The sequence below is a fragment of the Curtobacterium sp. UNCCL20 genome, from assembly GCF_900101675.1.
In the GTDB taxonomy this organism is placed as follows: Bacteria; Actinomycetota; Actinomycetes; order Actinomycetales; family Microbacteriaceae; genus Curtobacterium.
Genome location: NZ_FNKG01000001.1, coordinates 1,313,599 through 1,335,306, shown reverse-complemented (window position 1 = coordinate 1,335,306; position 21,708 = coordinate 1,313,599). Strand labels below are relative to the sequence as shown.

Below are 21,708 nucleotides of genomic sequence, written 5' to 3'. Positions count from 1 at the left end.
GGCTACGTGCCTCCGCCAGGGACAGGCTCACCGACGATTCCTGCCTGCGTTCTGCATGGTGTCGGCGGCGCCCGGCTGGTGGGGTTGGTGGAGGCCGTGCAGCCCCGTAGGGGACGGAGCGAGCAGCCGGCCAGGAGGAGCGGAGCCATGCCGAACACCGTCACACTGCTGGGCGAGTACCTCCGCGCCCGACGAGCACTCGTCCAACCGCACGACGTGGGCATCGTGTCGCTCACGCCACGACGGGTGATCGGCCTCCGGCGTGACGAAGTCGCCCGCCGAGCCGGGATCAGCCAGGAGTACTACCTCCGCCTCGAGCAGGGTCGGGACCGGCAACCGTCCGACCAGGTGCTGCACGCCCTCGGACGAGCACTCTGCCTGGACGCTGCGGGGGTGGAGCACATGGGCCGGCTCGTCCGGGTGCAGACCGGCGGTGCCGGTCCGGCTGCGGTCGGGGTCGCGACGCCCGCGTCGATGCGCACCCTGGCCGGCCTCCTGGACCAGTGGACCGGCACCCCTGCCTACGTCATGGACACCAACCAGGACGTCCTCGTCGTCAACCCGCTCGCGCGGGCGATGACCGGCGGCGCCCTCCGCCCCGGCGTCAACCTCGCACTCGCGGTCTTCTCACCGGCGGGTCGGGCGCTGGCCCGGGGCTGGGCGGAGGCGGCCGCCCGGACGGTGGCGACCCTTCGGTACGGCAGCGATCCGCGGGACCGGCGGCTGCAGGAGATCGTCGGCACCCTCTCCGTGCGTGACGAGGACTTCCGGCGGCTCTGGGCTCGGCACGACGCCCGCCCGTACACCAACGGTCCGGTGGAGCAGGACGTCCACGGGCACGGCAGGGTCACCCTGACCTGCCAGACGCTCGAGGTCCCCGGACCGCGACGGAACGTGCTCGTCGCGTTCCACGCCCCGGCCGGTTCGGACGGCGCACGGGCCCTCGCCGCACTCCGCGCCGGGTCAGCGCCGGCGATGGCGGGCTGAGCCGGTGCCCGCGGCACCGGGGCAGTCAGACGTCGGTGCCCCCGAGCGAGTCGCGGAGCGCAGCGAGTTCGCGCTGCAGCGAGTCGAGGCGGGCCGGTCGGACGCGGGCGGGCAGGGCCTGCAGGGCGCGGTCGACGTCGACGAGCGCCTCGGCACGGCGACCGAGCGCGCGGAGGACCGTCGCGCGGGTGCGCAGCAGCAGGCCGAGCGACGTCCCGCCGTCGCCGCGGACGTCGCGGAGTCCCGCGTCGAGGACCTCGAGCGCCTCCCCCTCGGCACCCGACTCGAGGAGCGACGCAGCGAGCTCGGCGCGTGCCAGGGCTTGCGCGTACCGGACGCGTTCGTCGACGGGGTCCAGGCCGGCGACGATGCCGTCGACGGTCGCCCGGAGCGCGACCACCGACTCGTCGTGGCGCCCCTGTGCCCGGAGCACGAGTCCGAGGAGCCCGCGGGCCTGGTGCAGGAAGACCGGGTCGCCGTCGTCCTCGAAGCCGGCGACCGCAGCCAGCGCGTGACGCTCGGCGGCGGTGACCGCGCCCTGCTCGAGGGCGGCCCACGCGACGTGGTAGTGCCCCCAGGCCACCAGGTCGCGCTTCCCGGAGCGTTCCGCGGCGGCGAGGGCGTCGGCTGCGTGCCCGGCTGCGAGGGCGTTGTCCGCATGCTCGACGTGCGCGGCCCAGGCGAGGTGGCCGGCGATCTGGGACGACGACGCGGCGTCACCCGTCGCCGCGGCGGCACGTTCCGCGACGAGGTTGAACTCGTACCACCGTCCCCAGTCCGGCCAGAGGTTCGCGAACCACTGCAGGACGCTCGTCAGGGTCACCACCGTCTCGGAGCGGCCCGCGGCGCCGGCGCGCCGGAACGCCGGCCACCAGTGGTCGACCTCGGTGACGATCCAGGCTCGTGCTGCCTCTTGGTCGGCGTCCGGCTGGGACACCGGCGCGCGCCCGGGGACGACGAACGCGGACCCCATCTGGAGCAAGCGGTCGAGCAGCCAGCGCGCGAGACGGTCACGGGCGGCGTGCTCGGCAGCCGGGTCCTCGTGGAGTCGTCCGAGCGCGAACAACCGGATGATGTCGTGCAGGCGGTACCGGTCAGCGCCACGTGGCTCGACGAGCCCGAGGTCCACGAGCTGCTCGAGGTGCGACTCCGTCTCGTCCGGGTCGGCGCCGAGCGCCGCCGCGACGATCTCGGCGCTGAACGTGACACCGTCGAGGGCCGCGGTCGCCCGGAACGCCTGGGCGGTCTCGGGATCGAGGTCGTCGTAGGAGACCGCGATCGCCGCGGCGACCGAGACGTCACCGGCGACGAGCAGCGCGAGCCGACGGTCCGGCGAACCGAGTCGGGTGACGAGGTCGGCGGCACTCGTCGCCGGGCGGCTGGCGATCCGGTTCGCCGCGACGCGGAGCGCGAGCGGGAAGCCGTCGCAGAGTGCGAGCAGGCGGTCGACGGACCCCGCGTCGCGCTGCCGGGGTGGGATCACGCGTTCGAGGAGCCGTCGGCCGTCGCCGGACGGGAGGACGCCGAGCACGATCCGCTCGGCGTCGAGCCCCGCGAGGGTGCGGCGGGACGTCGCGACGATCGTCGATCGTCCACCGACGAGGAGCGGCCGCACCTGGTCCTCGCCGGACACGTTGTCGAGGTGGACGAGCATCCGTTCGCTCGTGCAGAGCTCCGCCCAGCGCGCCCGGGCCGCCGTGACGGTGCCCGGCGGGTCGTCGGCGTCGCACTGCCGGAGCACGCGCTGCAGGACCTCGAGCGTGGTCACGGCGGGCCGGCCGTCACCGGCCAGGTCGACGAACACGCGTCGACCGGCACCGACCGTGCGGTCGAGGGCTTCCGTCACGAGGGACGTCTTCCCGATCCCGGGTGGGCCGGACACCACGACGACGGCGGGACCGGCCTGCTCGTCGAGGAGCCCGGCGAGACGGACGAGTTCGGCGGCTCGTCCGGTGAAGTCGAGGACCCGCGGAGGCCGCGAGGCAGCGCCGGTGCCGTCGTCTCCGACCCCGACCAGCGGCGCGCGGAGCCACTGGCGATCGGCCGCGTCGAGGCCGAGGCCGGTCACGAGCGCCTCGACGGTCCGAGCCTGCGGGTGCCGGCTCTTGCCCCGTTCGATGTCACTGATGCCCCGCACGCTGACACCGGATCGCTCCGCGAGCGCCTCGAGCGTCAGGCCTGCCGCGACCCGGAGCGTCCGGAGCCGCGCTGCGAGTCCTGGTTCACCCACGCCGCTCCTCCTCCGCGTTCAGGGTAGCGGGGCCGTGCGGGTGTCCCCGCCGTGGACACCCGGACGGGGTTCGCTCCCGCAGTGCGCCATGATGGGCCTCGGCGCCGGGACGACCGACACCGTGCGCCAGGGAGGACGAGCGTGCCGACAGCCGGATCACCACTGGGCGACTACCTCCGTGCGCGCCGCGGTGCGACCCGACCGGAGGACGTCGGCGTGCAGTCCCACACCCGTCGACGGGTGCCCGGACTCCGCCGCGACGAGGTCGCCCGGCTCGCCGGCATCAGTCAGGAGTACTACCTGCGACTCGAGCAGGGACGCGACCGGACGCCGTCGGACCAGGTCCTTCAGGCGCTCGTGCGTGCGCTGCGACTCGATGCCGCCGGTGCCGAGCACATGGCGCGTCTGACGACGGCCGAGCCGGTCGACATGGCCGCCGCCGAGGCCGCCGTGCCGACCGAGGCGATGGCCGCCCTCCTCGACACCTGGCCGGACACCCCCGCGTACATCATCACCTCCCGCCACGAGGTGGTGCTCTCGAACGCGCTCGCCCGCTGGGTGGTCCCGCTCGGCCTCGAACCGGGGAGGAGCATCCCGGAGGTCGTGTTCACGTACCCGGAGGTCCGCGCGCTCCCCACCTGGCCGGCCCTCGCCGACCGCACCGCACGGCGTCTGCGCTTCTACGGGCACCCGTACGACGAGCGCCTCCACGCGATCGGCGCGCGGCTCTCCGCCCTCGACCCGACGTTCCGCCGGCTCTGGGAACGGCACGAGGTCGACCCGTACACCGACGGCGACGTCCGTCCGTTCGTCGACGGGTACGGGCAAGTCCCGCTGCACCACCAGACGTTCGTCGTGCCGGACACCCCCGGCTACCTCCTCTGCGCGTACCACGCCGTGCCCGGATCGGAGAGTGCGGCAGCGCTCGCGCACCTGACGGACCGCATCAGGAGCGGCGCAGCGGTCCGGTGACGGCCGAGTGCCGGTCACCGCGGCACCGCGCCCGACGACACCGGCGTCACGTCGAAGTTGTGGTCGAACACGTCGTCGGGGTCCCACCGTGCCTTCAGCGACCGGAGTCGTCGGAGCGTTCCGGGCGGGAAGGCCTCGGCGACAGCGCTCGGGGCGTGGTCGCTCTCGAAGCTGAGGTACATGCCGTCCATCCGCGCGTGGACCGGCTCCCACGACGCGTCGAAGACCGGCCCGCCGGTCACCGAGACCGCCGTGACCGAGAAGTTCTGGTGGCGGTGCGCGTACGCCGTCGCGTCCGGGTCGACGTCGTTGACCGCGCCGCCGACCGAGCGGATCTGCACCATGTCGGCGCCGGACGTCCGGAGCAGCAGTGCGAGCCGGCCGGACAGGTCGTCGTCGAGGTGGACCGCGAGTCCCGTGTGGGTCGAGGCGCGCTGCTGCCCGGTGTGCACCGCACCCGTCGTGAGCGGGACCGACGCGTACGGGGTGACCACGGAGCGCTGGCCGGCGAGCCCGGGGATCCGCAGGAACCGTTCGATCTCGGGTCTGGCCGATTCGACGTCGTCCCCCGCGTACACGATGGTGGCCTGGGCGACGGGCGCGGGACCCCCACCGAGGTAGAGGAACGCCGACACCTCGCGCGGTGCCGCCTCGACCGTGCGCCCCCACGCCCGGAGGAACGCCGCCGTGTCGGTCGGCTGCCACACGGCGGTCGTCTGCACCACGTCGGCGACCTCGGCCGCCTCGAACTCGAACGACGTGACGATCCCGAAGTTCGCGCCGGCTCCGCGGAGCGCCCAGAACAGGTCCGGGGACTCGTCGTCGGACACGCGTCGGACGGCTCCGTCGGCGGTCACGACCTCGGCGGCGCGGAGTCGGTCGATGGTCAGTCCGTGCGCCCGCCCCATCAGCCCGATGCCGCCCGTGGTGGCGAGTCCGCCGACCCCGACGTCGCCGGAGTCGCCGGAGCTGATCGCCAGGCCGAGCGGTGCGAGCGACCGGGCGACGGCGCCCCAGCGCGCACCCGGGCCGATCCGGACGGAACGGGCACCGAGGTGCTCGACCGAGGCCAGCGCCCGCAGGTCGATGACGTCGCCACCGGTGTTCGTCGCGATGCTGCTCATCCCGTGCCCACCGCTCCGGATCGCGAAGGGCCGGCCGCCGTCCAGGACGGTGGCCAGCGCCTCGGCGACCTCGGCGCTCGTGCGCGGGAGGAGCACCGATCCGGGTCGACCGGTGCTCGAGTAGACGTGCCGTACGGCTTCGTACCCGCGGTCGGCGGGTCGGACGATCTCCATGGTGTCTCCGTTCAGCGGAACGCGGGTCCGGGGCGCGGGCCCTCGGAACGGTCGGTGAAGTACTGCAGTGGGGTGTCGGCGAGCGGTCCGACGCCGGCGACGAGATCGACGACGTGGTCACCGATCTGGGTGGCGTCGATCCAGCGGACGTCGTCGATCCCGGCCTGCTGCCGTGCCCTGGTCCGGACGACGCCGAGTACGAGCTGCACCACTCGAGGACCGCGGCCGCCGAGTTCGGCCGCCAGGGTGAGCGTCAGGGACTTCGTCGCGGCAGCGCTCAACGCGACGCCGGCGCTGCCCGGGAACGGGATGTCGGCGCTCATCCCGTTGAGCTGCAGGACGACCCCCGTGGGGGCGGTGCGCGGCAGGAAGGCGCGGAACAGCCGGAAGACGCTCGTCAGGTTGCCGTCGAGCAGGTCCTGCCACTCGCGGTCGTCGAGCGCGAGTGCCGGCTTCCGCCCCTGGTCGCCCCACGACGCGACGGCGACGACGACGCCGTCGAACGCGCCGAACTCGCGGGCCAGCTCGCCCACGTCCGCGTCGAGCGACGGAGCCATGGCGTCCAGGACGCGGGTGTGGAGGGTCCCGGGCAGACCCTCCGTCGCACGGCGTGCGGCGAGGCCCGCGAGCCGTCCCTCGTCACGACCGGTCGCGACGACGACGGCGCCGGCTGCGAGCAGGGACCGGACCACCCCCTCCCCCACGCCGCCGCTGCCGCCGACCACGACGACGGTCGCCCCGTCGAGCGCAGCTCCGTCCGGGACCCGGGTCTCCTCTGGTGCGTTCATCGTTCCTGTCCTGCTCCCTCCGGGCGCTGATCGCCCGGTTCCTCGGCGTCGAGCCGACGCATGTGTTCCGTGAGTGCCTGCAGTGCGTGGTCGAGACCGGCGAGCTGGGGCTGGTCGAGCGCGTCACCGAACCACGTCGCCGCGGCTCGGAGGTGCGCCCCGACCGCAGCCCGGTGGGCGCTTCGTCCCGTCGCCGTGATGACGATCGACGAGCTCCTCGCGTCGTGGACACCGCGGTGTCGTTCGACGAGCGCGCGGCGCTCGAGGCGGCGCAGCTGGTGGGCGAGACGGCTGGAGTCCCAGCCGATCGCCGCGGCGCACGCCGTCGGTCCGGCGCTGCCGCCCATGTCGACGAGGTGCGCCAGGACGGTGAACTCGGACTCCGACAGGTCGGCGTCCGCCCGCAGGTCGGCGCCGACGCGTCGGCGGAGTCGTTCCGTCACCACCTGCAGTCGCTGCCAGGTCGCGAGTTCTTGTTCGGTCAATCGTCGTTGCACGATGTGGGACAACTACCTGACGCGTCAGGTATTCCCGTGTCCAGGACGGAGACGGACTGGAGGCGCGGGGCGGGCCCGCCACGCGCCTCCAGTCCACCCGGTGCTGCGATCCTGCCCCAGGCGGGGACACGCACCGAGCGCCGGCTCCTGCGATGGTTCGTGACGGGGAACCCGGAACGAGAGGAACCACCGATGTCCACGAGCACGAACACCGAGACCGTCGTCGCCTTCTACACGCAGTCGTTCAACGACGGCGCGCCGGAGGCGGCCGCCGAGCGCGCCCTCGGGGGCACCTACGTCCAGCACAATCCCTCCGCGCCGGACGGCGCCGAGGCCTTCATCGCGTACGTCCACTCGATGCGCGAGCGGTTCCCGGACCTCCACCTCGACGTCAAGCGGACGGTGGCCGAGGGCGACCTCGTCGTCACGCACAGCGCGTTCCACCTCGTCCCCGGGGACCGTGGGATGGCGGTCGCCGACGTCTGGCGGCTCGAGGACGGCCGGATCGTCGAGCACTGGGACGTCATGCAGCAGGTCCCGGAGGAGTCCGCGAACACGAACACGATGTTCTGACACCCGAACCGATCCTGACGGGAAGCACCATGCGACGACCACCCATCGACGGCATCCACCACCTCAAGCTGCCGGTGTCCGACCTCCCACGGGCCCTGGCGTTCTACGAGCGCGTCCTCGGCGCCGAGCGCATCCCGGAGGCCGACCACTTCCGACCGAACGGGGACCTCTTTGCGCACATCTGCCGCGTCGACGGGCTCGGGACGATGCTCGAGCTCCGACTCCACCCCGTCCGCGCGGTCCTGCAGCGCGGATTCGACCCGATCACCGTCCTGGTGCCGGACCGAGCCGCACTGGACGCCTGGGCACGGCACCTCGACGAGGTGGGCGTGACCCACTCGCCGGTCCTCGTCGGGATCCAGGCCTGGCTGCTCGTGGTCCCCGACCCCGACGGCACCGTGCTCCGCCTCTACACGCGCGAGACCCACGGCCCGGAGCTGGCCGCCGACCACGACTCCCCCTGGCTCGACGAGTCCGTCAGGCTCTCCTGATGGACGCGGATGCCGCCGCCGCGCTCGAACGGGCGATGACGACGATCGCGGCCGCGTCCCCGAGCGGGTTCGTGACCGAGGTCGCACCCGGCGTGACCGCCTACGCGACGGGCGTCCCGATGGCGCGGATGAACGGCATCGTGCTCACGCGCCCGGATGCGCTCGACGAGGTCGCCTGGCGAGCGGCGCAGACGACGCTGACCGCGGCGGGTGTGCCGTGGACCGCCCAGCTCGTCGGACCCGGAGCCACGACCGGGACCGGCTCGATCGGCGCGGCCGCCGAGGCTGGCCTCGGCGACCGCGAACCCGTGGTCACGTGGGTCCTCGAGCCGGCCACCGGCGTCACGGCGGTCGCGGACGTCGAGGTCGTCCCCGTGGTCAGCACCGCCGACCGGGAGGGGTTCAGCCGGGTGCTCGGCGCCGCGTTCGGCAGCGGACCCGAGATCGGCCGTCCGCTGGTCGAGGCAGCTGAGCGCGACCCGAGGATCCGCGCCGTCGTGGTTCGCGGTCGGCGGGACGACGGGGTGGAGGACGTCCTCGCCACCGGGTACAGCGTGCTCGAGGGACCGGTCGTCGGGGTCTTCGCGATCGCGACCGCTGCACAGGCGCGGCGACGGGGACTCGGCGAAGCCGTCACACGGGCGGTCATCGCGGACGGCGTGGCGCGCGGTGCGACGGTCGCCGTGCTGCAGGCCAGTGCAGCCGGACGGCCACTCTACGAGCGGCTGGGCTTCCGCGACGCCGGGGACGACATCGTGTACCGGCGCGCGCGCTGACGTCGCTCGTCGACGCCGTGGGCAGTCCACCGTGGTCGCCTCCCACGGGGCGGGAACCGGCAGCGGCGCCGCACCGGGACCCTTCGTCTGCGCATCGCTGCCGATCCGCCCGCTGGACGCCGTGGACGGTGCTGGACGAGAGCGTTCGATGGTCGGGCGGGCATGATGGCCTCGTGGCGCACGAGCGGGTCGACCGGTCCTGGTTCCGGGCGGTCCTGGAACCGTTCGGCGCTGCAGTGGACGACCTGCACCCGCTCGGCGGTGGCGCGGTCAACCACGTCTACCGGTGCGATCGCGTCGACAGCAGCCCGATCGTCCTGCGGTTCCCGGTCGACCCCCTGCGTTCGGACGAGTTCCCGGTGGAGGCCTGGGCGGCCTCCGCGGCAGGACGGATCGGCATCCCGACCGCTACCGTGCTCGGTCACGGGATCGAGCGCGGCATCCCGTTCGCAGTGTCGGAGTTCGTCGCGCCGGACCCACGCCCGATCGACCGGCCGTGGACGTGGCTCGGTTCCTGTGCGCGCCGCGTCGGGACGATCCCGCTCCGGGGCGCCCCCGCGTCGCTGTACACGCGGTTCGGGTCCGACCTGCAGCACGCGTGGGCGGCCCACCTCGAGTACAACCGGTCCGCCCTCGGCGACGATGACCAGCTGGGTCTCGACGGCGCCTACGGCTCCGCGTCCGCCGCCGACGTCCACGACCTGCTCGCCCGCCTGTCGCCCGACCGCTACGACTTCGGCCTCGCGCACGGCGACCTGGCACCGCGCAACCTCGTGTCCCGCGGGCCGGACGAGCCACCCGTCCTCATCGACTGGGGCGCGGCCGAGACCGGGCCGACCCCGTGGACCGACGCGCGCCGGGTCCTCGCCTGGACCTTCTTGGAAGGGTCGGTCGACCGTCGGGACCACGACGAGTTCATGGCGGGTGCCGGACTGTCGTCGAGCGAGGATCACCGGACACTCGTGTCGATGACCGCCCTGCACCTGCTCGACGTCACTCGGTGGGCGCGCGAACAGCGGCCGGACCTGTACGGGGAGTACGTGGAGCGGTGCCGAGCGGGGCTGGAGCGGCTCCTGGCGATCGGGTGAGCCTCGTCGCGGGGCGCGTCAGTCGGCGGTCTTGAACGCCAGACGGGTCCGCCACCTCGTCAGGTCCGGTTCCTCGGACGGGTCGGTGAGGTACTCCTCCAGCCGGCACGTCCAGTGGTCGCCGTCCGTCGCGGCGGTGCGGTCCCAGGTGGTGCCAGCATCCTCTGCCCACCCGAGCAGCGCGCCGGTCGCGTCGATCAGCCCGTCCGGATGCCCGACGTGGACGGTCGTCACGTAGTCACCTGCCGGGAGGAGACCGGTCTGCACGTCCGTGCCCGCGAGCACCGCAGCATCCAGCGTCTCCGCCAGCGGGAACCCCACCTCGACGACCAGGATGCCTGCCATGTCGATGACCCGGTACCGCCAGAACGGCGGACCGGACGGCTGCAGGCCGTGCTCGGCGAGGAAGTCGGCGAGGCGTGGTGTCAGCGGCGGCAGCACCTCGGCCATCGACTCCATGGTCACTCTGGCTGCGATCGCCACGTACGGCGTGGCTGCCCGCTGCTCGATCGTCGGCGTGCTCGACATGATCAGACCTCCTCGTCCGATGGTCCCGCCGGGATGATGCGCCCATTCCAGCACGCGCGCAAGACGGTCGCCCACCCGTTCGTCACCCGAGCTGCACGACGAGCGCGACGGCGAAGAGGACGAAGGACACCACGGCGCGTGCCCGCGCCGTCGCGGCGCGTCGCGCGGGCGGAGGCGTCCGTGGTCATGCGGCCAACCTCCTTCCCTACCGGCCGGTAGTCAACGCTGTGCAGACGGACTGGAGGCGCGGTGCCAGCTGGCACCGCGCCTCCAGTCCGTCCGTCGTCCCGACCAGAGCCGTGGTCGGCCTCCTCGCCTCGGTCGGTGGGTCAGCGCGAGGCTCGCGAGGGTTCGATCGCGGTCCCGACGCGGTGCGGGAAGCGGAACCGGACGGCGAGACCGGCGAGGGCCGCGGCTGCGATGACCGCACCGCCGAGCAGCAGGGGGCCGCTGTAGCCGGCGGTGAGCAGCGGGCGGGAGAGCACCGGGCCGAGGATCTGCCCGACGGCGTAGCCGGTGGTGAGCAGTGCGACGGCGCGAGGCACCTGGAGGTGCGCACCGAGGGCGAGGGCGAGCGAGCTGATGCCCACGAACGTGCCACCGAAGAGCGCTGCGGAGACCAGTGCGCTGACGCTGCCGGGCAGCACCCCGGTGAGGGCGACGCCGACGGCCTGCACGCCGAGCGCGACGGTGAGCAGGGTCGGGCGGCTCCAGCGACGGCCGAGCGCGGTCCAGAGCGCGGCGCCGGGCATCGCGGCGAGACCGACGACGACCCAGGCGCCGTCGCCGAGCCAGGCGGGGCCGCTCTGCCCGATCGCGGCGACGAGGAACGTGCCCGCGATGATGTAGCCGATCCCCTCGAACCCGTAGCTGACCACGAGCGCTGCGAACCGGTGCCCCGTCCGCGGGAGGGCGGTGCCCGCCGATGCCGGCGCCGGCTGCGCGACCGCCGCCGGGCGCAGTCCCCACGCGAGGACGGTGAGTGCAGCGCTGAGCCCGGCGGCGATGAGCCAGGCGGCCTGCCACGTCGACGTCGCCCGGACGACGAGGACGACGAGGCCCGAGAGTGCGATGCCGGTGCCGATCCCGCCGAAGCCCCAGCCGACGAAGTGCGGCCCGACCTCGCGGAGGTGCGAGATCATCGCCGAGGTGGCGTAGATGAAGACCAGGGCGCTGGTCAGCCCGGCGACGAACCGGAGGGCCGTCCACCAGGACACGTCGGTCGCCGTGGGCATGAGTGCGAGCGACACGACGGTCAGGAGCATCGCGATCCGCATCACCCGGCGCGACCGCACCAGCACCGGGACCCCGATGCCCAGGAGCGCGCCGAGCAGGTAGCCGATGTAGTTGGCCGTCGCGAGTCCGGCACCGTCGCCGACGGAGAGCCCCGCCTGCGTCTGCATGAGCGGGAGGATCGGGGTGAAGACGAAGCGCGCGATCCCCGTGCTCGCCGCCAGGGCCGCTGCTCCCTGGAGGACGACCATCCCCGGAGAGGACACCCGCAGGGACGGGAGGGCGATCGTGTGGGTGGCGGTGATGGCCATGGGGTTCCCGTCTGTCGGTGTTCGGGGGCAGCGGTTCCGGCTGCAGGAGTGACGCTAGGAGCGCCCGGAGCCGGGCGGAATTGCCGGAGACGGCGGACTTATGCTTGGCGGTCATGGACGTCGAACTCCGCCACCTGCGCGCGTTCCTGCTGGTCGGCCGCCACCGCTCCTTCACCCGGGCGGCGGAGCAGCTGTTCGTGACGCAGCCGGCGCTGACCCGGACGATCAAGCAGCTGGAGGACCTCCTCGAGGTGCGACTACTGGACCGTGACACCCGTCGCGTGGCACTCACCGAGGCCGGCGCCGAGTTCTTCGAACAGGCCCGCTCCGCAGTGGCCGCAGTCGACCGAGCGGTCGCCTCGGTGCGGACGACCACGCCCCTCCGTCTGGCCTTCACCTGGCTGCTCCCGACGCCGTGGGCGCAGGACGCGATCGCCGAGTACGAGCGGCTGGGCGAGGGATCGGTGACGCTCGTCCGCACCGACGAACCGATCGACGCACTGCTCCGCGGGGACGTCGACATCGCGGTGCTCCGGGATCCGCGCGACGTCCCACCGGGGATCCGGGTCCTGCCGATCCTGCAGGAACGGCGGGTGCTCATCTGCTCCACCCGCGCCGATCTCCCGCCGGACCAGCCGGTGCCGTGGTCGACGCTCGACCGCCATCCGTTCGTCTTCAACGCCGTCACCGGGACGGTCGGGCCGTGGTCGTGGCCCGAGGGAGCCGGCCCGAGGACGTTCGTGGAGACCGCGAACTACGACGAGTGGCTGGAGACCATCGCGGCCGGACGCGGCGTCGGCGTCGTCTCGGCACTGGCGGCGCAGCGCACGATCCACCCCTCGGTCCGGTTCATCCCCCTCGTCGACGCTCCACCGAGCTCGGTGTCCCTGGGCTTCGTGCTCGGGGACCGCGACCGGGTGAAGCGACGGTTCGTGGAAGCGGGGACCGTGGCAGCCGCGGCGGGGAACGACTTGTAACTGATCGGTCTACTAGTGCTATGGTTCAGGCATGCCGACCGACACCGACTCCCGCCAGGCCATCCTGGACGCCGGGCAGCGCACCATCGCCCACAAGGGCTGGGCCGCGGTCGGGCTGAACGAGCTCCTGTCGGAAGCGGGTGTTCCGCGCGGGTCCTTCTACTACTACTTCAAGTCGAAGGACGTGTTCGGCGAGGCGATGATGCAGGAGTACTTCCGCGAGTACCTCGCCGACATGGACGAGGTCTTCGGCCAGCAGGACCTCCCCGCTGCCGACCGCCTGATGCAGTACTGGCAGCACTGGCGCGAGACGCAGAGCCTCGACGACTGCCAGGGCAAGTGCCTCGCCGTCAAGCTCGGCGCCGAAGTGTCCGACCTCTCCGAGCCGATGCGGATCGCCCTCAAGGACGGGACGACCGGGATCACCGAACGGATCGCCCGGATGATCACCGCCGGGCAGGCTGACGGGTCGCTCTCGTCCGAGATCGAGCCGGCGCGCACGGCCCAGATGCTCTACGACCTCTGGCTCGGAGCGAGTGTGATGGCGAAGATCCACCGCACGATGGACTCCGTGGACAACGCGTACAGCGTCACCGCGCAGACCCTGCACCCCTGACTCCCCAGCTCGTTCCATCCGACTGGGTTGCTTCATCTTTCCAATAACCGACCGGTCTACTAACAAAGGAACCACGCACATGAAGATCCTCATGGTCCTCACCTCGCACGACGAACTCGGCACCACCGGACGCAAGACCGGCTTCTGGCTCGAAGAGCTGGCTGCCCCGTACTACCGCTTCATCGAAGCCGGCGCCGAGATCACCCTGGCCTCCCCGAAGGGCGGCCAGCCGCCGCTCGACCCGGTGAGCAACGCGCCGGCGAACCAGACCGAGCAGACCCGCCGCTTCGAGCAGGACAAGGCCGCGACGGAAGCGCTCGCGAACACCGTCCGCCTCGACAGTGTCGACCTCGCCGACTTCGACACCGTCTTCTACCCGGGCGGCCACGGGCCGCTGTGGGACCTCGCCGAGGACCAGGACTCGGTGGCGCTGATCCAGGACACCCTCCGCTCGGGCAAGCCGATCGCGCTCGTCTGCCACGCACCCGGTGTGCTGCGGCACGTCACGAACGAGGACGGGACCCCACTCGTGCAGGGTCGCCGCGTCACCGGCTTCACGAACTCCGAGGAGGAGGGCGTGGGTCTCACCGACGTCGTGCCCTTCCTGGTCGAGGACGAGCTCGTCCGGCTCGGCGGCGACTACAGCAAGATCGGCGACTGGGAGTCCTACGTCGTCGAGGACGGCCTGCTGATCACCGGCCAGAACCCGGCGTCCTCGGCAGCCGCCGCCGACGCGCTCGTCGCGAAGCTCCAGGCGATGACCGCGTGAGTGCCTACGTCGTCATGATCCGCGAGGCACTCCACGACGCGGACGAGTTCGCGACGTACACGACGGCGGCCCGCGCGGCGCGTGCCGGTCACCCGGTGACGCCGGTCATCGGCTACGGCGAGGTGACCACCCTCGAGGGCGAGCCCGTCGACGGGATCCTCGTGAACGAGTTCCCGACCGTCGAGGACGCCCTCGCCTGGTACCACAGCCCCGCCTACCAGGCAGCACTCCCCCACCGACGAGCAGCGGCCGACTACCGCGTCCTCATCGTCCCCGGGGTCGATCGCTGACATCGGCGCGCAGATGACGTCGGCGCGCGGGCGTCGTCTGCGTAAGAAGGGCCGGGTCCCCCTCGGGGGTCCCGGCCCTTCCTGCGCTGGGCGATCGGTGGGCTACTTCAGCAGCCCCTCCTTGGTCAGCCAGTCCTTCGCCGCCGTCGTTGCCTGGGCCTTCTCGCTTCCCTCGACCCGGTTGCGCAGGGCGATGAGGTCGTCCGTCGTGAGCTTCGCGGAGATCTTGTTCAACACCGAAGCGAGCTTCGCGCTGTAGATCTTCTTGTTCAGGAACGGCAGGACGTTCTGCGCGGCGATCAGGTTCTCGGGGTCCTTCAGCACCTGCAGCTTCTTCGTCACGAGGTCGGGCGACGTCGTGTAGATGTCAGCGACCTGCACCGTGTCGTCGACGAGCGCCTTGACCGTGTCGGGTCCGCCGTAGTCCTCGATCGACTTGAACGTCACCTTGTCGACCCCGTACGTCGACTTGAGCCCCGGGATGCCGTAGGGAAGGGTGCCGAACTGCGGATTGGCTCCGAGCGTGAACGGCTCGATCTTCTTGAGGTCCGCGATCGACTCGAGGCCCTTCGCCTTGGCCTCCGCCTGGGTCACGACGTACGCGTCCTTGTCCTGGGCCGGAGAAGGGTCGAGCACCTGGAAGTCCTTCGGGATCTCGGTCTTCAGGGCAGCATCGACGTCCGATGTGGTCTTCGCGCTGGCCTTGGTGTCGTAGAAGAACAGCAGGTTGCCGTTGTACTCCGGCATCAGGTTGATCGATCCGTCCTTGAGCGCCGGGATCGTGGTCTGCCGCGGGCCGAGGTTGAACTTGGTCGTCACGGTGAACCCGGCGTCCTTGAGCGCCAGGGCGTACATGTTCCCGAGGATCTCGCTCTCCGGGAAGTTGAACGACCCGACCACGATCGGCGTGCTGCCGCCCTTGCCGCCCCCGTCGGAGGTCGCTCCGGTGGGGTCGGACGTGGAACACCCTGCGAGCGCCACGACCGCTCCGATCGCGATCGCGCCCGCGAGGATGCGTGTTCTGGTGCCTGCTGTGAACATCAGTGGTCCCTTTCGTCGACGGCGGATACCGTCACCGCGCGGCGCCTGGATGGCAGCGCACGGACGTGTGTGCGACGACGGCGGGTCGGGCTCGGGACGCCGCGTCGGGTGAAGTGCTGAGCGAGGGCGAAGAGCCCGTCGATCACGAGGGCGAGCACCGTCACGAGCAACGCACCACCGAGGATGAGGTTGTTGTCGTTCAGGCTGATGCCGGTGGAGATGATCGCGCCGAGGCCCCCGAGCGAGACGTACGACGCGATCACGACCGTCGCGATGACCTGCAGGACCGATGCGCGGATACCGCCGATGATGAGCGGCAGGGACAGCGGGACCTCGACCCGCAGGAGGATCTGCAGCTCGGTCATCCCGACCGAGCGGGCGGCGTCCACCGTCTGCGGGTCCACGGACTCCACCCCCGCGTACGCCCCGGCGAGGATCGACGGGATCGCCAGGACGACGAACGCGATGATGGAGGCGATGAACGCGGTCAGCGTGAACGGCACCGTGTACCCGATGACGACGAAGAGGGTGCCGAGCAGGCCCAGCGTCGGCAGCGCGCGCATGGAGCCGCTGAAGGCGATGACGAAGCCGCGTCCGCGCCCCGTGTGCCCGATGTACAAGCCGAGTGGGAGTGCGATCACGGCAGCGATGGCCACCGAGACCAGCGTGTAGAGGAGGTGTTCGACGATCCGGTCCTGGATCGGGAGCGGACTCTGGAGGCCGGCACGGTAGTTCGCCGGGTCGAAGAGCCATGCGATCGCGCTGAGGAAGTACTGCATGCTCAGGCCGTTCGTTCGATCGTCGCGAGCGCCGCACGCCGACGTGCCCGTCGTGGGGTCCGACGCGACCACGGCATCAGGATGCGCCCGATCGCCACCAGGACGGTGTCGATGACCAGCGCGATGACGAGGCTCGCCACCACGCCGACGAGGATCTCTTCGAGGAACTGCCGCTGCCGCCCGTCGGTGAAGAGGAAGCCGATGTTCGCGGAACCGACCAGGGCCCCCACCGAGACCAGGGCGACCGTGCTTGCGGAGACCACCCGCATCCCCGCGAGGAGGACGGGACCCGCCAACGGCAACTCGACCGTCCAGAACCGGGTCCACGCCGAGTAGCCGACCGAGGTCGCCGAGTCGAGGACGTCCCCCGGGACGGCGCCGAACGCGTCAGCGGCCAGTCGCACCATGATGGCGACCGCGTAGACGGAGAGCCCGACGACGATGTTGACCGGATCCGTGATGCGGGTACCGAGCACGTAGGGCAGGATCACGAAGAGCGGCAGAGACGGGATCGTGTAGAGCAGACTGCCGCCGCCGACGATGACGGATCGGACCGGGCGGAAACGGTTCGCCACCCAGCCCAACGGCACAGCCACGACGAACCCGAGTACGACCGGCACGGCAGCGAGAACCGTGTGTGTGACGGTCAGGCCCCAGATGAGGCCGAAGTTCGCGGTGATCCAGTTCAGGTCAGCATCCCAATCCTCGACGGACAGCCGGTGGATGGGGACAGTACCGTCCCGCAGGGCTGCTGCTTCGTTCTCAGGATAACCGAGCAGCGCGATCCTGACCGGGAAGGAGGGTGACGTGCGCCGATCGGCCGGGAGCGAGGTGTTCGGCTCATTCGCGGATGCCAGTGGTGGCGCGGATCGCGGATCCCAGTGCTGAAGGGCGTTCCACGGGTATCGGGATCCTGTTCCACCGGCATCGGCTGCACCAACTCCCGCACGTCCGTGCTCCGTGCCGCTTCCTCAAGCGAGAACGGCTGCGGCCACACCGAACGGCTCGAACGACGACGACCCACGAAACGGAACCTACGAGGAAGCACCGGCGCTCGGTGCGACCGTGTGGCGCCCCCGCATTGAGATTCGTTCCGGACCACCCATGTGCGACGGAGATGCTCGGTGCCATGCAGGACGGAACGGCTAACCGACCGACACAGCGAAGTGCCCGTCCGACGACCGGCTATCGGGCATGGCCAACCGGCTTCTCGTCGGGTATCCGCTTCGGCCCCTGGTTGGGAAAGAGGCTTTCAGAAGCGGCACGTCCTGCGCGCTGTTTGCAGTCCCTCTCTGCCATGCTCGTGGTGTGAAACTTCCTCGAGTAACCAGGCTGCGTAGGGCTGCCACATTCGCCGTGGTAATCACTCTCGGGATCTCGCTGTCCGGCTGCGCGCAAGAGAAGGCTGACCCGCTGGAGGTCACGAACAGCGTCACGATCACCGACATCACGGACAACACCGACACCGGCTTCTACTCAGTGGATTCCGCTGTGCTGAACACGACGTCGTTCGGTACCGAATTGACCCTCGGATTCACGATTAGCAACAGCAACGGCATCAAGTTCAGCCCGGTCTCCACGATCACGTTCAATGACGGCACTGAGCTGACCTGCGAGGCGGATGACCTCCGGAGGGTCCCGTCCCTGGTCGACACCACCGACTCCTGGGACTTTGCATGCGATGCGGATGAGTTCCCCGAAGACAGCGCCGGCGCCGCACTCGTCGTCGTCGACGAATACACCTGAATGCCCGACCGGAGTCTCGAAGGCCGATCGGCTAACGGGCATGTTCAGGAGCACAGAGGCGATCCGATCGGACCGCGATAGTAGGGTGCCGATCCTGTCGACCCGGAAGTGTGAGTGTCGAAGGAGGCGGCGTGATCGCGGAGCTGAACAGACTAGTCGAACTGGTCGAAGGTCGCCTGGACGACGACCTCGACGTTTCATCCTTGGCGAGGGAACTCGGCACGACGGAGTACCACCTCCGTCGGATGTTCTCGTCACTCGCTGGAATGCCCCTGTCGGAGTACATCCGGCGTCGCCGAATGTCAGTCGCGGCAGCGGATGTCCTCGGAGACGGAAACCTGTTGAGCATCTCGGTGCGGTACGGCTACGGCTCCACCGAGGCATTCGGTCGAGCGTTCCGCTCGGTGCACGGTGTCAGCGTCGGCAGCGTCAAGCGAAATGGCGGCCCCCTTCGAACGCAACCGCAGCTCAGGTTCCGCCTGACCGTAGAAGGGAACATCACCATGGACACCCGTATCACCGAACGACCGGCGTTTCTCCTCGTGGGTCACGCCACCCGCGTGCCCCTCATCCACGAGGGCATCAACCAGCAGATCCAAGCCCACATCGCCTCACTTCCGGCAGCAGAACACGCACACCTCAAAGCGCTCAGCGACACCGAACCGGGCGGCCTGCTCCAGGTCAGCGCAGACGTCGACCCGGACTACACCGAGGGGAGTGAACTGACCTACCTGCACGGAGTTGCCGTCACGGGCACGACTCTGGTGGCCGCGGATCTCGACACGATCGAGGTGCCGACTGGCACGTGGGCGGTGTTCCGCACCGAGGGTGAGTACCCGGCGGCGCTGCAGGAGGCATGGGCTGCGACCGCGACCGACTGGTTCCCATCGAACCCCTGGCGGCTCCGGCCTGGACCGTCCATCGTCGCGGTACTCGATCGTGCTGACGACTTCAGCACGGCCACCTGCGAGCTCTGGCTCCCTGTCGAGCGCGTTGAGTAGAGAAGGATCTGTCGTCCGTGGGATGCCGGCAACTCCGCCGCCCGTTGAGGGACCGGCGATCGAGACGCTGCACGTCCGCGCTCAGAGATTCGTGGACCGACAGCATCGCTCCCGGGTACGCCTCGGAATTCTCGGGCTGGGGCCTTGACGCCTGTTGGACACCCTCTCGGTGGGCGAGACTGGCTCGGTGCCTCTCAACATCGACACCTCACGTGCCCTCCGTACTCCTGACCAGTTGGTGGCGCTTGTCCGCAGCGTTCTTGATGCGCGTCCTGAGGATGAAAGTCGAGCGGTGGAATGGAAGTCACACTTTGACGATGTGACCTCGCCCGAAGCATCGTTCGTCATCGCCAGGGCAATCCTGGGCCTAGCAAATCGCCCCGTAAACGTTGCCCGAAGCGCTTTCGATGGCGTGGGGTACGTCCTCGTTGGCGTCGAGCCGGGCAGCCTGCATGGTCAGGGGGTACCCGACAGCGCAGAACTGCATAACGCCATCCGCCGATACGCCGGCAACTCCACGGCGCTGTGGGATCCTCGAAGCATCGAAGTAGATGGGCAGCAGGTCCTCGTGGTCACGGTCGAAGCTCCGCGCTCGGGCGACCGGATTGCGCTTTTGAACAAGAGCTACCAGCCGTCAGGTAGGAAGCCACTCGTCGAAGAGGGAACGATCTTCGTCCGGCAGCCAGGAGCAACCAATCGGGCGACGCGGCTGGATGTGGAGATGCTTCAGGACCGTCTCCTGGAGGGCACCGAAGTGCAGGCTGAAGCTGCACGACGTGCTGAACGGGACCATCGACTCCGTGAACTCGTGGGAGAGGTTGTCGGAGCGGCGACCCGTTGGGCGAACGCCGCTGAGGTCCTGATCATGGCGACCTCAAGCGACAAGTGGACCCAGAAGGATTGGATCGAATGGGTCAACACCGACAGCGGCAAAGCGATGGCCATCGATGCGCAGAACATGGAGGACCGCACGAGAAGCATTCGGTTGCTGACTGATGATCCGGTACTGCTGGCGCCCCTCGCGCAGGCCAAAGAAGTGATGAAGGACGGAGCCGTGTTCGAGGGTCTGCACGCGTCAGGGAGTGATTCAGGCGAGAGTCGAGCACTCGCCTACGGTCGACTAAAGGCTCTTCGGGCCTTGTTCTCTCAGCTAGAAGAGGCTGCTGCGGCTTCGCTGTCTCACTAAGAGACCGGCTTACGGGCATCGGATCCAGCCGCGCCTCCGATCGGTAGGCTCGCGCTGTGAACGCCTTCGCTTTCCTGGCCACAACCGGCGCCAACTCTCAAGATGGCGTTTCAGCGCCGATCTGGTTGATCGTTGCGGCTGTCGCGGCGATCGTCGTCATCGGGGTTGTGGTGTTCGCGCGCCGCAAGCGGTAGCTCGAAGACCCGGTCACCGATCGTTGAGCGGCCTTGAATCCACCGTTCCGCGGGCCCCGCGTCAGCCGCTCGGACCCGGCATCAACGAGCCTGGAGCCGGAACGCCGCTCGCTTCATCGAGGAAGTAGGTGACCTCGACACTCGCCAGCCTGCCGCTGTGACCGAATACAGGCAAGACCTCGATCGCAGGCTCGCTGCTGACCAGAGTAGGGACTTCCTCAGCGGCGGCAGTCGGAACCGGCCCAGTCAACGACACGTTGAAGCTTCCACATCCGCACCCGCAATTCGCAGCAACGAGCATCATCGCCGCCTGCTGACGGAGAGCGTTCATGCTCTCGCCTTGGGCCACGTCAGCAAGCGCATCGACGATCGCACGTTCGCCTGGCCGAGGCATCCGCAGTGCCTCGATCGATTTCACCACTTGATGATCATGGCAGAGGGGCCCGAGACGCCACCCTCGTTATGGCCGACCGAGGGGACTGCTCATCGCGGAGAGCGTCCGGTTCTCCACCGTCTATCGGCCAGCGGAACGCAGTTTGCCGGTACAGAGCGAACAACCACCAAGGCGTCAAAATCGGAGGATCGTCCCCGGGTAACCGATGTGCGGGACGTGTCGTTGACACCGGCAAAGACTGACGACGCTCAGGCGGCGAACGTTGCCCAAATCAACCCTCCGGTACAGAGCACCAGGCCTACCGTTGCGACGACGAGCGCCCAGGAGGATCGGCGCAAGCGATCCGCAGCTAGGCGGTCTGCTTTGGCTCTCTGCTCGATCACCCAAACGTCCAGGGTCTGCTGAGCGCCCCACGACACGTGGGGGCCACCAATCTCTCGCAAGACGTTCTCGATCCTGCGGATGTCCTCGGCGGACGGGGTAGGAACTTCGTGTGCGTTATCGATGGCCTTCATATCTCGAAGGATGCCGTCTTTCTCGCCCTCATGGGTAGATCGAGGTCGGGCCTAATCGCATACGCTCGAAGACACTCGCCCGGCTAGTCAACGAGTCAGGCTCCGTCTGAACTGATTCGGCAGTTGACGCAATTTGGATCCGGTCGCAACGCCTTCGTGGCCGTCCGCTCGTGGGTTGACCAGTGAGACGGTCCGTTGGTCGCTGGCGATCAGCGCCGCCGTGATCTTCGGCGCCCGTTATGCGACCCGCCGGGGAGACGCAGCGAACTACCGTCGCTTCGGGCTAGCAGCGAGCTTGAGCGAGCACCGGCGGACCTTCTGACTCTCGGTCTTCTCGCGTGTGACCTCCGAGGCGTCGCTGGTCGTCGCTCTTGCACGTCACCACTGCTCAAAGGGTTCCCGCAGCAGTCTCAGCCAATACACTTCTA

At 70.0% G+C, this 21,708-nt stretch carries 24 protein-coding genes; 14 read left to right on the top strand and 10 right to left on the bottom strand.

Annotated features, from left to right (window positions below):
* Positions 1 to 147: 147 nt before the first annotated feature.
* Positions 148 to 987, top strand: a complete 840-nt coding sequence (locus BLT36_RS06615) for a helix-turn-helix domain-containing protein (protein WP_092093145.1) — start codon at positions 148 to 150, stop codon at positions 985 to 987.
* A 25-nt stretch (positions 988 to 1,012) separates the two neighbouring features.
* On the opposite strand, the gene BLT36_RS06610 is transcribed toward BLT36_RS06615, so the two are convergent.
* Positions 1,013 to 3,217 (bottom strand): ATP-binding protein, encoded by a 2,205-nt coding sequence (locus BLT36_RS06610; protein WP_092093142.1) that lies wholly within the window; start codon positions 3,215 to 3,217, stop codon positions 1,013 to 1,015.
* Between the two features lie 141 nt (positions 3,218 to 3,358).
* On the opposite strand from BLT36_RS06610, the gene BLT36_RS06605 reads away from it, so the two are divergent.
* Positions 3,359 to 4,189 (top strand): helix-turn-helix domain-containing protein, encoded by an 831-nt coding sequence (locus BLT36_RS06605; RefSeq protein WP_175529518.1) that lies wholly within the window; start codon positions 3,359 to 3,361, stop codon positions 4,187 to 4,189.
* Between the two features lie 14 nt (positions 4,190 to 4,203).
* Here the strand turns inward: BLT36_RS06605 and BLT36_RS06600 are convergent, their stop codons facing one another.
* From BLT36_RS06600 to BLT36_RS06590, 3 genes are read right to left on the bottom strand one after another with little or no spacing between them, the layout of a single operon-like run.
* Positions 4,204 to 5,487, bottom strand: coding sequence for an FAD-binding oxidoreductase (locus BLT36_RS06600; RefSeq protein ID WP_092093136.1), 1,284 nt, complete (start codon positions 5,485 to 5,487; stop codon positions 4,204 to 4,206).
* A gap of 11 nt (positions 5,488 to 5,498) precedes the next feature.
* Positions 5,499 to 6,275: an SDR family oxidoreductase gene (locus tag BLT36_RS06595; protein WP_092093133.1), complete on the bottom strand. Its 777-nt coding sequence runs from the start codon at positions 6,273 to 6,275 to the stop codon at positions 5,499 to 5,501.
* A complete protein-coding gene (locus BLT36_RS06590) occupies positions 6,272 to 6,760 on the bottom strand; it encodes a MarR family winged helix-turn-helix transcriptional regulator (RefSeq protein WP_092093131.1) in 489 nt (162 codons plus the stop codon). The genes BLT36_RS06595 and BLT36_RS06590 overlap by 4 nt, the downstream gene beginning before the upstream one ends.
* A 204-nt stretch (positions 6,761 to 6,964) precedes the next feature.
* Between BLT36_RS06590 and BLT36_RS06585 the strand changes: the two genes are divergently transcribed.
* From BLT36_RS06585 to BLT36_RS06570, 4 genes are all read left to right on the top strand, one after another.
* Positions 6,965 to 7,345 (top strand): nuclear transport factor 2 family protein, encoded by a 381-nt coding sequence (locus BLT36_RS06585; RefSeq protein ID WP_092093128.1) that lies wholly within the window; start codon positions 6,965 to 6,967, stop codon positions 7,343 to 7,345.
* Positions 7,346 to 7,374: 29 nt separating this feature from the next.
* On the top strand, positions 7,375 to 7,836 hold the full coding sequence (locus BLT36_RS06580) for a VOC family protein (RefSeq protein ID WP_092093126.1): 462 nt from the start codon (positions 7,375 to 7,377) through the stop codon (positions 7,834 to 7,836).
* A complete protein-coding gene (locus BLT36_RS06575; protein ID WP_092093123.1) occupies positions 7,836 to 8,612 on the top strand; it encodes a GNAT family N-acetyltransferase in 777 nt (258 codons plus the stop codon). Before BLT36_RS06580 ends, BLT36_RS06575 begins: the two co-directional genes overlap by 1 nt.
* 173 nt (positions 8,613 to 8,785) lie before the next feature.
* Positions 8,786 to 9,700: a phosphotransferase family protein gene (locus tag BLT36_RS06570; protein WP_092093121.1), complete on the top strand. Its 915-nt coding sequence runs from the start codon at positions 8,786 to 8,788 to the stop codon at positions 9,698 to 9,700.
* Positions 9,701 to 9,718: 18 nt separating this feature from the next.
* Here the strand turns inward: BLT36_RS06570 and BLT36_RS06565 are convergent, their stop codons facing one another.
* Positions 9,719 to 10,228: a GyrI-like domain-containing protein gene (locus tag BLT36_RS06565; RefSeq protein WP_254787375.1), complete on the bottom strand. Its 510-nt coding sequence runs from the start codon at positions 10,226 to 10,228 to the stop codon at positions 9,719 to 9,721.
* A 329-nt stretch (positions 10,229 to 10,557) separates the two neighbouring features.
* Complete coding sequence (locus tag BLT36_RS06560) at positions 10,558 to 11,772, bottom strand: YbfB/YjiJ family MFS transporter (RefSeq protein WP_217638265.1); 1,215 nt, start codon at positions 11,770 to 11,772, stop codon at positions 10,558 to 10,560.
* 113 nt (positions 11,773 to 11,885) lie between these two features.
* Between BLT36_RS06560 and BLT36_RS06555 the strand changes: the two genes are divergently transcribed.
* The 4 genes from BLT36_RS06555 to BLT36_RS06540 all read left to right on the top strand — a co-directional run bounded on the left by BLT36_RS06555 (position 11,886) and on the right by BLT36_RS06540 (position 14,424).
* A complete protein-coding gene (locus BLT36_RS06555; protein WP_092093118.1) occupies positions 11,886 to 12,749 on the top strand; it encodes a LysR family transcriptional regulator in 864 nt (287 codons plus the stop codon).
* A 31-nt stretch (positions 12,750 to 12,780) separates the two neighbouring features.
* Entirely contained in the window at positions 12,781 to 13,365 is a 585-nt protein-coding gene (locus BLT36_RS06550; protein ID WP_092093115.1) for a TetR/AcrR family transcriptional regulator, read from the top strand.
* A gap of 79 nt (positions 13,366 to 13,444) precedes the next feature.
* Positions 13,445 to 14,134 carry a type 1 glutamine amidotransferase domain-containing protein gene (locus BLT36_RS06545; protein ID WP_092093112.1) on the top strand — a complete coding sequence of 230 codons (690 nt, stop codon included), beginning with the start codon at positions 13,445 to 13,447 and terminating at the stop codon, positions 14,132 to 14,134.
* The gene (locus BLT36_RS06540; protein ID WP_092093110.1) at positions 14,131 to 14,424 is read left to right on the top strand and encodes a DUF1330 domain-containing protein; all 294 of its coding nucleotides are present in this window, start codon (positions 14,131 to 14,133) and stop codon (positions 14,422 to 14,424) included. Before BLT36_RS06545 ends, BLT36_RS06540 begins: the two co-directional genes overlap by 4 nt.
* 102 nt (positions 14,425 to 14,526) lie before the next feature.
* Here the strand turns inward: BLT36_RS06540 and BLT36_RS06535 are convergent, their stop codons facing one another.
* The 3 genes from BLT36_RS06535 to BLT36_RS06525 are packed head-to-tail and all read right to left on the bottom strand — an operon-like array spanning position 14,527 to position 16,864.
* The gene (locus tag BLT36_RS06535; RefSeq protein ID WP_092093107.1) at positions 14,527 to 15,465 is read right to left on the bottom strand and encodes an ABC transporter substrate-binding protein; all 939 of its coding nucleotides are present in this window, start codon (positions 15,463 to 15,465) and stop codon (positions 14,527 to 14,529) included.
* Complete coding sequence (locus BLT36_RS06530) at positions 15,465 to 16,244, bottom strand: ABC transporter permease (RefSeq protein ID WP_092093103.1); 780 nt, start codon at positions 16,242 to 16,244, stop codon at positions 15,465 to 15,467. Before BLT36_RS06530 ends, BLT36_RS06535 begins: the two co-directional genes overlap by 1 nt.
* 2 nt (positions 16,245 to 16,246) lie before the next feature.
* Positions 16,247 to 16,864, bottom strand: a complete 618-nt coding sequence (locus BLT36_RS06525) for an ABC transporter permease (protein ID WP_368086366.1) — start codon at positions 16,862 to 16,864, stop codon at positions 16,247 to 16,249.
* Between the two features lie 736 nt (positions 16,865 to 17,600).
* Between BLT36_RS06525 and BLT36_RS06520 the strand changes: the two genes are divergently transcribed.
* The 4 genes from BLT36_RS06520 (at position 17,601) to BLT36_RS18660 (ending at position 20,371) form a co-directional block, all read left to right on the top strand.
* A complete protein-coding gene (locus BLT36_RS06520) occupies positions 17,601 to 17,990 on the top strand; it encodes a hypothetical protein (RefSeq protein ID WP_092093098.1) in 390 nt (129 codons plus the stop codon).
* Between the two features lie 131 nt (positions 17,991 to 18,121).
* A complete protein-coding gene (locus BLT36_RS06515) occupies positions 18,122 to 18,991 on the top strand; it encodes an AraC family transcriptional regulator (protein ID WP_092093095.1) in 870 nt (289 codons plus the stop codon).
* Between the two features lie 187 nt (positions 18,992 to 19,178).
* On the top strand, positions 19,179 to 20,177 hold the full coding sequence (locus tag BLT36_RS18335; RefSeq protein ID WP_139166396.1) for an AlbA family DNA-binding domain-containing protein: 999 nt from the start codon (positions 19,179 to 19,181) through the stop codon (positions 20,175 to 20,177).
* Between the two features lie 56 nt (positions 20,178 to 20,233).
* On the top strand, positions 20,234 to 20,371 hold the full coding sequence (locus tag BLT36_RS18660; protein WP_175529517.1) for a hypothetical protein: 138 nt from the start codon (positions 20,234 to 20,236) through the stop codon (positions 20,369 to 20,371).
* A 61-nt stretch (positions 20,372 to 20,432) separates the two neighbouring features.
* On the opposite strand, the gene BLT36_RS18330 is transcribed toward BLT36_RS18660, so the two are convergent.
* Positions 20,433 to 20,789 carry a hypothetical protein gene (locus BLT36_RS18330; RefSeq protein WP_139166395.1) on the bottom strand — a complete coding sequence of 119 codons (357 nt, stop codon included), beginning with the start codon at positions 20,787 to 20,789 and terminating at the stop codon, positions 20,433 to 20,435.
* Positions 20,790 to 21,708 lie beyond the last annotated feature (919 nt).

Coding starts and splice junctions, on each gene's coding strand:
- BLT36_RS06615 (WP_092093145.1), top strand. CDS start 148: ATGCCGAACACCGTCACACTGCTGGGCGAGTACCTCCGCGCCCGACGA.
- BLT36_RS06600 (WP_092093136.1), bottom strand. CDS start 5,487: ATGGAGATCGTCCGACCCGCCGACCGCGGGTACGAAGCCGTACGGCAC.
- BLT36_RS06595 (WP_092093133.1), bottom strand. CDS start 6,275: ATGAACGCACCAGAGGAGACCCGGGTCCCGGACGGAGCTGCGCTCGAC.
- BLT36_RS06585 (WP_092093128.1), top strand. CDS start 6,965: ATGTCCACGAGCACGAACACCGAGACCGTCGTCGCCTTCTACACGCAG.
- BLT36_RS06580 (WP_092093126.1), top strand. CDS start 7,375: ATGCGACGACCACCCATCGACGGCATCCACCACCTCAAGCTGCCGGTG.
- BLT36_RS06575 (WP_092093123.1), top strand. CDS start 7,836: ATGGACGCGGATGCCGCCGCCGCGCTCGAACGGGCGATGACGACGATC.
- BLT36_RS06565 (WP_254787375.1), bottom strand. CDS start 10,228: ATGTCGAGCACGCCGACGATCGAGCAGCGGGCAGCCACGCCGTACGTG.
- BLT36_RS06560 (WP_217638265.1), bottom strand. CDS start 11,772: ATGGCCATCACCGCCACCCACACGATCGCCCTCCCGTCCCTGCGGGTG.
- BLT36_RS06555 (WP_092093118.1), top strand. CDS start 11,886: ATGGACGTCGAACTCCGCCACCTGCGCGCGTTCCTGCTGGTCGGCCGC.
- BLT36_RS06550 (WP_092093115.1), top strand. CDS start 12,781: ATGCCGACCGACACCGACTCCCGCCAGGCCATCCTGGACGCCGGGCAG.
- BLT36_RS06545 (WP_092093112.1), top strand. CDS start 13,445: ATGAAGATCCTCATGGTCCTCACCTCGCACGACGAACTCGGCACCACC.
- BLT36_RS06535 (WP_092093107.1), bottom strand. CDS start 15,465: ATGTTCACAGCAGGCACCAGAACACGCATCCTCGCGGGCGCGATCGCG.
- BLT36_RS06530 (WP_092093103.1), bottom strand. CDS start 16,244: ATGCAGTACTTCCTCAGCGCGATCGCATGGCTCTTCGACCCGGCGAAC.